Raw genomic sequence first — 13,370 nt, 5'->3', positions numbered from 1 at the left:
GAAATAAAAAAGAGATTACCACCAAATTTGACGAAGAACCAAAAATCTTTTGCAGGAACCTAAGCCCATACAGACATAAAAATGGTCAAACAAGATGTAGAACCATTTGTCAGAAATAGACAATCACTCGATATATGGTCGAACGATTATTTCCTACTACTGGCAGACAAAATCAAATGGAAATAAGAGAAGCCGATTTAATTATTATTGAAACGCAGATTAGCGCAAATTATCGCAGATAAAATAGAAGTCTGTGATAATTTGCGCTAATCTGCGTTTTATAAAAATGCAAAGCCGGTACTCATTATCTCCTGCTTCATGTCCGGATATTTATCCTATGATCCATTTACTACCCGGTATATACGAAATGATCTTCGTCGTTACGAAACAACTGATAAATGTAACCACTGCAATACATGGGATAGCGGCAACGGTAGGTAATCCCAGTGTGTCCTTGAATACAGACACCCACAATCCGAGCCAGAAGATATGCATAAGATACATACCATAGCTGAGTTTTGACGTTTCTGTCACCAGCACTGGAGCCTTTGGACCTTCTATGCATGTGAACAAAAGGAATGTACCCGTTGTGAGAAGCACACAGTTGATGGTACAGAAAGCCCATCCTATTTCTATTACAGGTGTGGAATGGAGTTCACCCGGTACAGCCTGAACGTAGAATGAATAAATAGTCCATGCAGCACCGATCACCATTAATATAGTTCCTATGATGAAACGTTTGGAACGATTCCATGTGAGGTGTACACGTATGTAATGTGCCAATACGAGGTATCCGAGGAAGCCGGAGAAGTACCACAACATGTGATATTCATTCCAGAAACATTGTCCCCACACTTCACCGCACCAACGGTTAAGATAGGGCATACAGGTTGACAATACAAATAGTCCTATGAAAAAGAGTTCCTCTTTTGCCGTGGCTTTACGCAACCAGGGAGATATAATAGGAATAAACAGGTAAAGACTAATCAGAGGATACATAAACCAGAAATGTCCGGCCAGCGTAGGGAAATTCAGGAATATTCGTGATAAATCCTTGATGGATGTTTCCGCGTCCAGCTGTCCCCATAACATTGGCAGGGTGCTGTATAGTATCATGAATATGAAAAACGGTGGCAGGATGCGGAGACAGCGCTGGCGATAGAATTGCCACATCGTCTGTTCCTCTTTCATCGGTGCAAGCAGGAAGGCGGAGACTATCATAAACAGCGGCACTGCCATACGCGAGAAACCGTCGTAAACAGCTACCCATAACCGGTCTGCTTCATTAGCCAAAAAAGACTGCGGTCCTGCCATATCTGTGGATCCGGGAGCACCGTAGAAATTCTCACTGGCATGAACAACCATTACGAGAAAGCATGCAAACACACGGACATAATCTAAAAAAACAATACGTTTCATTTTTCTAAGTTTTCTAGTTATTAATTTATTCTCTTGTATTCGGGAAGGCAGATATTCTCAACCGTGCCGCACCCATAGGGATCAACGTTATTTCTTCTTTATTACCTTTCACTGCATCTTCTTCCGGCAGTACGCCACACAATCCGGTTTCGTCTATCTTCCATTCAGGAACCAGGCGGCCGGTAGCTTTTACCTCTAAAGGTACACTGGCTACTGTGAAAGGATAATTATCGGCAGGCCAGGATTTACGGATTACCTTGAAGTTTTTCAAAGGTTCTGTCTTGTCCAGTACCAATGAATAGTTCCAGGGACTATCCGGATAGATTTCAGTAGTAGGCCATTTCTGGGGATCAGCGCCTTTCTGCCATTTAGAATCACCGATAGCAGTCTCGCGGCTGTCTTTCTCTACATATTTCTCTGCAATCTTGAGAGACAAAGTGAGGGGGCCATAATCTACGCTTACGCTATTTTTATTAACCTGCCAGGTACGCATAGACAAAGACATCGGTAACGTCAGTTCCACGCGATCTCCATTCGACCATTCCCGATGGATGCAAAGGTATTTTCCCGCTACGGGAGCTACATTTACCTTCTTACCATTCACGCGCACTTCTGCTCCTTTTGTCCATGAAGGAATGCGGAGATAGAACGGAAAAGTGACCTTTTCACCGGTCGAAACAGAGAAGGCAATGCTTTCCTCAAAAGGATAATTCGTCTCTTCGTGAAGAGTGATTTCCTTTCCGTCGCCCACTTTCACTGTAGCTTTACAAGCTGCATAAATAGCAGTTGCCACTCCGTTGTCGGGAGTTGCCAATACCAGATGTTCGGTAAAGTAAGGCCAGCCTTGTGCATGATTGTGTTGGCAACAACGGCTGCTGAAAGGATTCATCGAAAGGAACGGGCCACGATTATCAATGCCCGGATGATGATTCTCGGAATCACTGATGGCATGGTTCGGGCAGGTGATATAGCGCAAGGCTTTAAAGTCCGGCATCACGGCAGCAGGATAAGAGTTGAATGCTACTTCTTCACAGTGTTCAGCCCACATAGGGTCTCCTGTCATGCAAAGCATGATTTCATCGGAAGCCATCTGTTCAACCAGTCCGCAGGTTTCCACTCCCTGACGGGGATCGATGTATCCCAAACGGGCATTCTCATCCGCACCGAACATACCACCGGGCACTTGTCCGAAAGTACGGCGAATCAGATGATGAACATTATAAGAGGCTTTCAGCATCGCTGAATCCCCGGTCTGCATATAATAAGTGGCAGGTTCACGGAAACATTGGGCGATATTGACATTGTGCCAGTTGGGTAAAGAGGTAGATTTAGTCCAGTCGGCAGTGTTGCGATGAATCTTTCCAGCCAGTTCTAACAAGAAAGCATCTCCGGTATGGTTGTAAAGCCAATAGATACTGATGATATTATCACCACCGCGGCTTTTCTCCCAGTAATCTTCCAGAAGCTGGTCATCGGGAACAGTCATCTGCCATTTAAAGTAGTTCGTCATCAGGTCAATGACACGCTGATCTTGAGAATACTCGTAATAGGATTGCAGACACCAGAGCATAATCATTTGTGCCCAAAGTTCACGTTTCCCGTTGCGTTCGTTGACAGGACCGAAGTAACCATCCGGCTGGCGGCTGGCAAATACGCCTTCAATCCAATACTTGGTTTCCTCAATCATCTTCGGGTCGTTCAGGATATATGCCAGATTGCCGTAGCCTTTGAGCCAATAGGGAACTTCTTCCCAGCCGTGGTCACCACCGGTTGTCAACCAAGCATTATTATCTTTTTCCAGCCAGGCACTGATCTCTCCCAAGTGTCCGGTCAGACCGTCACGCTGCAATTCGAGATACTTCTTCACCCAACCTTCAGGTTGAATACTGCCTACCGGCAACTTTATAAAATTCAATGGACGAAGCGGAGCGCGATACCCTGTATAATTGGTATTGGTAGACTGTATGTCCGGTCGATCCACTACTGTCACCGTACCACTGGAGGGTGCAGATGCGCAAGCTGCAACCGCTATCCCAAACACTATCGATACAAAAAAAACTTTAGTCTTGATTATCTCCATAATATCGTCTATTCTACTGATTCCAGAAACTCCTCATTATCCAGCGGACCTTAATGGGACGCCACATAACATTCGAAACACAGAACGGATAATCCCTGATCAGACAATCCGTTCTTCAAAAGCAGGAGCCTGTTTTATTGCTTACTTATCTACAGAGAATTTAAAAATACATTGACTTGTATATTTCTCACCCGGACGAAGTACAGCCGACGGCCATTCGGGTTTGTTCGGTGTATCCGGATATTTCTGCGTTTCAAGACATACGGAAGCACGTTGGTTGTAAGTGATACCTTTCTTTCCTGTCAGTGAGCCATCGAGGAAGTTTCCGGCATATACCTGAATACCCGGTTCGTTGGTATAAACATCGAGTACGATACCTGTCTTCGGTGATTTCAGAGAAGCGCATTTACGAGTTACGTCACCTTTTGTATTCAATACCCAGTTGTGGTCGTAGCCGTTGCCGTTTTTCAGTTGTACGAAATCATAGTCATTGATACGCTCGCCTACCGGAGTCGGGGTACGGAAGTCCATTGGAGTACCTTCTACTGTAACAATTTCACCCGTAGTCATAAAGGTGCTGTCTACCGGAGTGTAATAATCCGCATCAACCATCAACAGGTGCCCGGCGTTGTTGCCTGCGTCTCCTTCTAGGTTGAAATAAGAGTGATTGGTCATATTCACAATAGTCGGCTTGTCTGTTTCTGCCTCGTATTGAATGTCGATAGCGTTATCATCTGTGAGTTTCATTACCACTTTACAAGTGATATTTCCAGGGAAACCTTCTTCACCGTCTTCTGCCAAATAGGTCAGTTGCAGTTCCTGCGGATTGGGTTGAACAGCATCAAACACACGATACTGGAATCCTTGCGGACCACCGTGCAGGCAATGGCCATAATTGTTACGAGGAAGCTGATATTCCACACCATCCAATGTAAATTTACCCTGATTGATACGGTTGGCATAACGTCCGATAGTTGCGCCGAAATCCGACGGTTTACTGATATAATCCTGAATAGAATCGAAACCGAGCACGACATCGCGCATCTGTCCGTCTTTATCGGGGACCATCACTGAAACAATACGTCCACCAAAGTTCGTGATACAAACTTCCATGTTGTTCTTGTTGCGCAAAGTAAACAAATCAGTTTTCTTTCCATCCACTTCCGTCTGGAAATTACTCTGCAATAAACCGGAATCCGTAGTCTTTTCGGCTTTCGGCGTACAAGATGCCATTAAAAGGGCGGCAACTGCCCATACACATAAATTTTTCATGATACAACTTGTTTTTAGATATTCATTTTCAGATGCAGACGACGCGGATAACGCGTTTTTTCTCATTTTACATCAGAGAAAGAGCCGCATCATCCGCGTTATCCACGTCTAATTTAGTATGTCAGCATATTATTGTATACTATTCAATAAATCTACCTTTCCTTCATTAACCAACTTCAAGATCAGTTCACCGAAAAGAGTATTCTGCCAAGCGAACCATGCACGGGTAAACTTCTTCGGATTATCCTTATGGAAAGATTCGTGCATAAAGCCCGTGTCGGCATCCGTATCCATCAGCATCTTGATGCAGGTCTTGATTTCGGCATCATTCTGACTGGTAAAGGCTTTCATCATAATACTCATCGGCCATACCATATCATAACCGATGTGCGGTCCGCCGATTCCTTCACCTGCCTTGCCTTTAAAGAAGTAAGGATTGTCTTCGCTCCATACAAAGCGACGGGTGTTCTGATAAATCGGATCGTTCACATTCACATCGCCCAGATAAGGCATCGCAAGCAGGCTCGGCACGTTGGCATCGTCCATCAGATGATGATTTCCAAAACCATCCACCTCGAATGCATAGATTTTACCGTATTTAGGATGATTATATACCGCGTATTTCTTCAAAGCTGTTTCTACTTCCTGCGCCAGGTCTTTACATTCTTTAGACAAGGCTGTTTTCTTATTTACTTTCTCCAGAATCTCGGCAGCCTTACGCAAAGAAGACACGGCAAAGAAATTGGAAGGAACCAGGAATTGAAGAGTGGTGGCATCGTCCGAAGGACGGAAGCTGGAAACAATCAAACCGACAGGTTTCACCGGTGCTCCAAGGCCGTCATTGCTCACAGTATCCAGTGCACGTTCTGTTTTACGCTGGAATTTATAAGGGCCTACTCCTTCTTTACGTTGCTGTTCCTTGAAGGTTTTCAGTACGTTAGTGATTGCCTGAATCCATTCTTCGGTGAATATGCTTGCATCTCCGGTAGTCTTCCAGTAGTGGTAAGCCAGACGCAACGGATAACACAGGGAGTCGATCTCCCATTTGCGTTCGTGCAATTCCGGTTTCATATCCGTAAGGTCGCTCATCCAGTGACCGTTAGGAATGGCACCGTCATTAAACGCATTGGCATACGGGTCGATATTGATACATTTGAACTGGCGGAGGATCACTCCTGCCAGCATTTCTTTCAGTTCGGGGTCCGAATTAGCCAGTTGCACATAAGGCCATACCTGTGCACCGGAGTCGCGCAGCCACATGGCATGAATATCTCCCGTGTACACGAATGTATCCGGTTTGCCATCGCTTCCCTTACGGAAATGTACGGTAGTGTCCAGGGTATTCGGGAAACAGTTGGTAAACATCCATGCCAGCTTCGCATTCTTCAGAAGCTTCTGTACACGGAGAATCTCCTTTTCCACTGCATTCGAACGGAACAGGCGGTTGGATATTTCCGGGCGGTTATCTTTCTGAATGGCATCTGCCGGACATACATGCATTTCCGTCATACGGTTGGAAGCTTGCAGCTGGCCACCGCAGAGAAGCATACCCGCCAGCATACCTGCACTGATATATTTGATTTGTTTTTTCATGATTACTTCTTCTTTTTAAATTCATTAGAGAAAGAGTAAGGGAAATCGCTTTCTTTCGTACCACGTTGCTGATTGGGTTTGGCATCCATCTTGAAAGAAATGGTAGCGCCATTCATCAGGTCCTGATGAGTCAGGTAGTTTTTGGTGTATTCCTTGCCGTTCAGTGTCATTGATGAAATGTAACGCTTGTCGTCTCCGTTATTCGGGGCGGAGATGGTTACTGTCTTTCCGTTTTCCAGATGCAGTTTCATCTCTTTGAAGTAAGGAGTACCTAGGACATACTCATCCGTACCGGGGCATACCGGATAGAAGCCCATTGCCGAGAATACATACCAGGCAGAAGTCTGGCCGTTGTCCTCATCACCGCAATAACCGTCGGGAGCAGGGGTATAAAGTTTGTCCATCACTTCACGAATCCAGTGCTGCGCTTTCCAGGGTTGGCCGGAATAGTTGTACATATAAAGCATATGCTGGATCGGCTGGTTGCCATGTGCATAGTTGCCCATGTTCATAATCTGCATTTCACGGATTTCATGGATAACGGCTCTGTAATAGCTCTCATCGAATATCGGAGGCAGAATAAATACGGAATCCATCATCTGGTTGAAGCCGTCTTTACCACCCATCAGGTCGATCAGACCTTGAGGATCGTGGAATACCGACCAGGTGTAATGCCAGCTGTTACCTTCTGTGAAAGCATCTCCCCATTTCAACGGGTTGAACGGAGACTGGAAGGTGCCGTCTTCATTCTTGCCACGCATCAGTTTGTGTTCGGGGTCATACAGATTCTTATAGTTCATTGCACGCTTGGCAAAGATTTCAATCTCTTTTTTCGGTTTCTTCAAGGCTTTGCCGAGTTGGTAGATACACCAGTCATCATAAGCATACTCCAGTGTGCGGGCTGCATTTTCATTAATACCTACATTATAAGGAACGTATCCCAACTTGTTATAATACTCATGTCCTAATCGTCCGGTAGAACCCACTTTCGGATGCACAGCATTCGCTCCGTGTTTCACGGCTTCCCACAACGTCTCAATATCGTATCCTTTCAATCCTTTCAGGTAAGCGTCGGCAACTATGGAAGCAGAGTTGTTTCCAACCATACAACCTCTATGGCCGGGGCTCGCCCATTCCGGCAGGAATCCGCTTTCCTTGTAGGTGTTCACTAATCCTTCCTGCATCTTCGTATTCATGGATGGATACATCAGGTTGAGGAATGGGAAAAGACAACGGAATGTATCCCAGAAGCCGGTGTCGGTAAACATATAGCCCGGAAGTACTTCACCGTTATAAGGGCTGTAGTGCATAACGTCTCCTTTGGCATCTATCTCATAGAAGCTTCTGGGGAACAATACCGAACGATACAAGCAGGAGTAGAATGTACGCAAATGGTCGATATCATCGTCTTTCACTTCGATACGTCCCAGAACGTCGTTCCATACCTTGCGGCCTTTCGCTGCAATCTGTTCAATGTTGTCCGTACCCAGCTCTTTCAGGTTCAGTTCAGCCTGTTCGGGGCTGATGAAAGAAGAAGCTACACGCACATTCACCTGTTCGCCCTTGCGGGTTTTGAAACCGATCAGTGCACCGGCATGATTGTCTGTCGCTTCCAGTTTGTTGGTGTCAATCACACCACTGGCTACGGCAGCCGTATAAGTAAACGGTTTGTCGAATACCAGTACAAAGTAGTTTTTAAAGTTGGCAGGAACACCACCGCTGTTTTTAGTAGTATAGCCGATGATCTTGTTCTCCGAAGGGATCACTTTCACAAACGAGCCTTTATCGAAGGCGTCTACCACTACATAAGAGTGGTCGTTTTCGGGGAAAGTGAAACGGAAAGCAGCGGCTCTCTCTGTCGGAGCAATCTCCGTCACTACATCATGGTCGGCAAGATATACCTTATAGTAATAAGGGGTAGCCGTTTCAGCTTTGTGAGAGAACCAACTGGCACGCTGGTCCTGATTGAATACTGCTTCACCGGTGACCGGCATGATAGCAAATTGACCGTAATCATTAATCCAGGGACTTGGCTGATGGGTTTGTTTGAATCCTCTGATCTTGTCAGCGTCATACGTATAGGCCCATCCATCGCCCATTTTACCAGTCTGCGGAACCCAAAAGTTCATTCCCCAGGGTAGCGCAATGGCGGGGTAAGTATTTCCGGTAGATAGTGCGTGCTTCGACTGCGTACCAACCAGCGGACTAACATAGTCCACTGGGCCGGTAATTGTTTTTGCAGTCATACTCCATGCACTAAGTAACGTAAAAGCGAATAGAGCTAGTTTCTTCATGGTATTCTTGTTTTATTTAATCAGTTTTCCTTCAAGCATCTTGATAAAATATCCACCTACAACGGAACGTGCCTGGAAGCCTCTCTGATTCGGTTCATCCGTAAATACCCAGTCGGACATCGGAACGCGGTTAGGTGTTACGTTCATAAACAGATATACCGGTTCAATAAATTTCTCAAAGGTAGCTTTGTCGTCAGCCAATGTAGCGGTCCACATGATCCAGTCGGTTTTTGTGTATGTTTCACGGTTATCCAACGGAAGACCATATTTATTTTGCTTCGAAAGATAGTAAGCTATTTCCGTTTCTGCAACATTTTTAGGGAAGATTTGCAGATTCAACAGTTTATCCCACACCAAGTTATATTTCTGGCTCCATGTTCCCGGTTTGTCAAATGTCAGACGATAGTGGTCGCCATCATCCGCCATTTTCACCCATTCGGCAGCCATTTCTTTTGCTTTCTGTGTGTACTTTTCAGCCACCTCTTTTTTGCCCAGCATATCTGCCAGATAGCCATAAGAAGCAACACCCATGATCGCTTTGATAGAAAGGTTGGCATTGTGTGCGAAGTGACCTGCAAAGTCATCGGTACAAAGTTGGTTGGCCGGATCCAGTCCGTACTCTACCAGATAGTCTGTCCATGTAGTCAGTGTTTCCCAATGTTTCTGTGCATATTCTGCATTACCTTCCACCTTTGCAATAGCAGCAGCCAACACTACCATATTACCTGATTCTTCTATTGGCATGTCACCGCCATAAGTCTGGCCGTTAGCCAATGGATAAGTACCTATATCATGCGCAGCAAACGGTTTTTCCCATTTTCCGCTTTCGCTATAATAGAAAATATGGTTCATGGTAGCTTTCACCAGTTCCGGGTTATAGTACAAAAGCAACGGAGCTCCCGGATAAGTCAGGTCAACTGTTCCGATAGAACCATTACTGAAGTTTTCTTTAGAAAGGAATACGAGGTCACCGTTCGGAGCTTCTACCAATTTATGAGCAGCCAATGCCTGACGATAGGCCAATGCACAAAGTTCGGCATATTTACGTCCACCGGCAGCAATCGCTTCTTCCATCATTTTCTTGTCGAAAGCGGCACAGTTCTTCATCTGCGTCTTGTATTCTTTTTCTGCTTTTTGGAATTGGGATACAATCGTTTCATTACCCTGACGGTTCCAGTAAGGACGCAGGTTATCGCCAAAGTATTGGATAGAATAAATATCATCGTATCCGATCAATAAATGCCCATCAGCTTTTTGTGTTTCGCCTAATGAGCGTACCAAAGCCAGTTTATCATAACCATTCGTGGTAGGAGCTTCCAACTTATTAGCTACAAAGCTCTTACGCAGTTCTCTGCCATCGCCGATTGCAGATGTGCTGTTTTCTTTTTCAGCAGCCAGATAGAAATGTCCCCAATCGATACGTACATCGTCGCCTTTCTTCTTCAGGATTTCCTGATTACGGCTTCCGGTACGAAGGAATAACAAGTCGCCGTCAGTAAAGCTGTCGGCCACAGATTCCTGGTGAGGTTGGTCGATTGCCCATTGCGGAGATGCTTCGAAATACAATTCAACCTGATGTTTCTTGCCGTCATTGGAAGCTACTTCATAAGAAATATAGTTGACCGGACGTGACAACAAATCCAGATTATCCATAAACATAGGAGCGGTAAATGTCAGTTTCAAATCTACCGGACCGCAAGTAAAGGTATAATAAGTCTGCATAGGTTGTACGTCTGCAGATGTTTGTTGTGCTGTTTGATGGAAAGAACGATAACCGTCCAGTTCTACCAACAATCCGAAATCCAGTAATCCGTTTCCTACACGATTACGGCAATAGCCGGCAATCAGGTTCTCACCCGGTTTCAAAGAAGCTACCACTTCTTCGGGCAGCTTCACTCTCTCGTTCTTTTTGCAAGCATTACCTGTATCTACCACTTTGATGCCGTTGATATAGATGATAGCATCATCGTCGTGAGAGAATTCCAGATATACATTCTTTCCTGTCAAGTCTTCCTGAATATCAGCTACCCGGCGTACCCAGATAAATTCTTCACCCCACTGGGTCTTGGCTGTATGTTCATTCTCCATGGTTCCGAAAGCAGCTTCGCCTTCTTTCCATGCTTTATCATTGAATCCGGCATTCTGCCATCCGTCAGCAGGCTGTTGAGTGGTATACTTTCCTGTCCAGCTACCTTGTTCGGATGTCTTTACCAAAGGACGTAGTTCCAGTTCTTCCGTTCCCATGAAACGGTAAGTTTGTCCGTCTACTTTAGCAACTCCCAGCAAAGGGAAGTCCTTACCAGTCCAATGTTTCACGGAGCCATCATACAGATTGTCAGTAGTAGACCATGCACTGGTGTAAGGGTCAATCGTCACCAGCGGGTATGCCGGAGCACGTAATTCATTTTTCTCGTGCTGTTCTATCTGGGTCTCACAGCTACAAAGTACAGAAGCTGTTCCCAGCAACAGCATCATCAGTTGTTGTTTCATAATTTAAATCACCTGTTTTATTTAATCTATTTTACCATTCTATGGATACATTCACTCCGGCAGGATCGTTCTCGAAACTCAATAAAAGAGTTTTTGAAGATTCATCCCATTCCGGCTGTTCCGTCTTTCCGTTTACCAGAACTTTCCCGGGCTTGCGCGGTAAGAGGATTCTTGATACATTCGTCGTATGTAACGGACTCTTAGCTACAAATGAGTAGCTCTGCTTCCCTACCTTCTCATCGTAAATACGAGAAGCTCCGCAAAGTACCTTTGCTTTCACCTTACCGGATACTTTACTCAAGTCATACAAATATCCCTGTTCACCGGGATTAATCTGTTTCACGGTCAGTACCGGCAGGTCTTTGTCGAATAAATCGATATACAGTCCCGACAGTTGCAAAGGCTCTTTAGAAGAACTTTCATCCATTACTGCCGCGATTGTATAAGGCCCCCGTTCTACTACAAAATTGTTTTTGATTTCTATCTTTTTACCTGTTTGGTTCAGATAGGCGGATGCAATCGTTTCAAAGTATTTGCGGTCGTTTCCGTTCTTCAATACAAAATGCTTCGGGTCTTCGCGCATGACAATCACAGTGCCTTTGCCGGAACGGTATGTTCCATCACCGGGAGTGCGGGACAAGCCCATTGCCTCAAACAGATGTTCCGAAGGGGCTTTGTAGGTGTTTCCTTCTGTATTCCACCATTCCAAAACCATTTGATAAGGATCGACATCTTCTCCGCAATACACCAGTGTCCCTCCCTTTTTAACCCAGTCTGCCAAATAGTTATGGTATTCCGGCTTCATTGGTTTCATGTTCGAGTAGGACATTACGAGTACCTGAAGTCCTTTGAAAGTTTCTTGAAACGGAGTATTCTCCATGTGTACCAGTTCCACCGGAATTCCTCTTTTTAATAATGGCAAAGTTTGTCCATAGAAGCTGGAGAATTGCGGATCGTCATATCCGTTATGATCCGGGAAGCGCTGGAACATCAGCGAATTTGCCATTAATACCCCAATGCCGTGCGTACCGTTGATCTGCTTGTCAGAGGTGCGAATATCATTCAGTGTATTAATCATCACCTGCATTTGCGTGGAGTATGAGCGTGGGATGCGTTCTTTCTGATCGGTTCCGGCTATCCGGTATAATCCCTGATAAATACGGTCCGGCCAGGGCATCACTTCATAAGTATCTACCATCGGGTACATTAGTTGTGCAGCAAAAGTGGCCTGATAATTTATCTTATAGTCCAGCCAGTCTTTGGCACGGTCTTCAATCGGATCGGTCAGGAAATACATTTTGCGGTTCAAAGGAGCGGTCATGGATTTCATGCAGCCATATTCGAGAAAGGCATTCTCGAATACACGTTCTTTCTTTACACCGTTATAGAAATTCGGTTCACGGGCAGTACCCGTCCATACCTGTGCTATGTAGCCGTCTACACAGTCCAATGAAGCCAGACTGGCTTCCGGGCTTACAATTTGCCAGGAAGTGTAGTTAATCAAAGAGTGAGTGGGCACATAGCATTTCACATCCAGCCCTTTCGATTTACCGTATTCTTTGGCATAAGTAAATATCTTATCCAGTGCATGATAGTAGAGGTGATATTTCAACTTATTGGAAAGGTAAGTATTCTCGGGAGATTCATGTTGAGGTCTCCAGGGGAAATTATAATATTTCTGCCATTCAGACTTGAAGGCTTCGCTATATCCGCCACGCATCCAGAATTCCGGTTCCTCCAGATAGATAGAAGTAATTCCGGCATCAATCACCCGCTTTATCTGCGTTTCCTGCATATAACGAATAAAACTTTCGGTAGGTACAATGTAGGGTATCAAGTGTCCGTGAGCTATCTCGTTTCCGTTACGATCCCGTTGACCTTCTTTCAGGTGACCGTCTATTCCATCCCATTTGCCGAGGAAATAGTCTTGATAATCTCCCCATGCCACTCCAGTCATAAATTGTGTCTGATATCCCTTGTCTCTCCACGACTGAACACGCTGTTCAAAAGAAACGCCCTTTTTATCGAGTGTGCCATATACCATCGTAGCATCGGCACGCACATCTGTTTCCGGTTTCCAAGGTTCGGCTGTTTGAAAAGTTGTTTTCGCTTCCTTGCCGTTAACCGCTTGAGTTTGAGCAAAGGAAACATTATTACCGGTTAATAAAAGGCTGAATATAATCAGTAGTTGTTTATTATTCATTTTCACGTGGTTCTGTGTC

The 13,370-nt window shown here is 45.1% G+C and carries 7 protein-coding genes and 1 pseudogene; 1 reads left to right on the top strand and 7 read right to left on the bottom strand.

The features are described 5' to 3' along the window. Positions 1-72 precede the first annotated feature (72 nt). A pseudogene (locus tag DXB58_RS28255) lies at positions 73-186 on the top strand (nucleotidyl transferase AbiEii/AbiGii toxin family protein); the annotation flags it as partial. 144 nt (positions 187-330) lie between these two features. On the opposite strand, the gene DXB58_RS22580 reads toward DXB58_RS28255, so the two are convergent. The 7 genes from DXB58_RS22580 to DXB58_RS22550 all read right to left on the bottom strand — a co-directional run bounded on the left by DXB58_RS22580 (position 331) and on the right by DXB58_RS22550 (position 13,351). Continuing rightward, the gene (locus DXB58_RS22580) at positions 331-1,419 is read right to left on the bottom strand and encodes an acyltransferase (RefSeq protein ID WP_122138333.1); all 1,089 of its coding nucleotides are present in this window, start codon (positions 1,417-1,419) and stop codon (positions 331-333) included. 25 nt (positions 1,420-1,444) lie between these two features. Next, positions 1,445-3,499, bottom strand: coding sequence for a beta-L-arabinofuranosidase domain-containing protein (locus tag DXB58_RS22575; RefSeq protein ID WP_122138332.1), 2,055 nt, complete (start codon positions 3,497-3,499; stop codon positions 1,445-1,447). A gap of 141 nt (positions 3,500-3,640) precedes the next feature. After that, on the bottom strand, positions 3,641-4,771 hold the full coding sequence (locus DXB58_RS22570; protein WP_122138331.1) for an aldose epimerase family protein: 1,131 nt from the start codon (positions 4,769-4,771) through the stop codon (positions 3,641-3,643). 129 nt (positions 4,772-4,900) lie between these two features. Further along, a complete protein-coding gene (locus DXB58_RS22565) occupies positions 4,901-6,319 on the bottom strand; it encodes a glycoside hydrolase family 125 protein (RefSeq protein ID WP_369907204.1) in 1,419 nt (472 codons plus the stop codon). A 47-nt stretch (positions 6,320-6,366) separates the two neighbouring features. Further along, positions 6,367-8,658 (bottom strand): GH92 family glycosyl hydrolase, encoded by a 2,292-nt coding sequence (locus DXB58_RS22560; RefSeq protein WP_122138329.1) that lies wholly within the window; start codon positions 8,656-8,658, stop codon positions 6,367-6,369. A 12-nt stretch (positions 8,659-8,670) separates the two neighbouring features. After that, the gene (locus tag DXB58_RS22555; RefSeq protein ID WP_122138328.1) at positions 8,671-11,148 is read right to left on the bottom strand and encodes a glutaminase domain-containing protein; all 2,478 of its coding nucleotides are present in this window, start codon (positions 11,146-11,148) and stop codon (positions 8,671-8,673) included. 31 nt (positions 11,149-11,179) lie between these two features. Continuing rightward, positions 11,180-13,351 (bottom strand): hypothetical protein, encoded by a 2,172-nt coding sequence (locus tag DXB58_RS22550; RefSeq protein ID WP_122138327.1) that lies wholly within the window; start codon positions 13,349-13,351, stop codon positions 11,180-11,182. Between the last annotated feature and the right edge of the window lie 19 nt (positions 13,352-13,370).

The sequence above is a fragment of the Bacteroides sp. OM05-10AA genome, from assembly GCF_003439055.1.
Taxonomy (GTDB): Bacteria; Bacteroidota; Bacteroidia; order Bacteroidales; family Bacteroidaceae; genus Bacteroides; species Bacteroides intestinigallinarum.
This window is presented reverse-complemented; position numbering and strand designations above follow the sequence as displayed.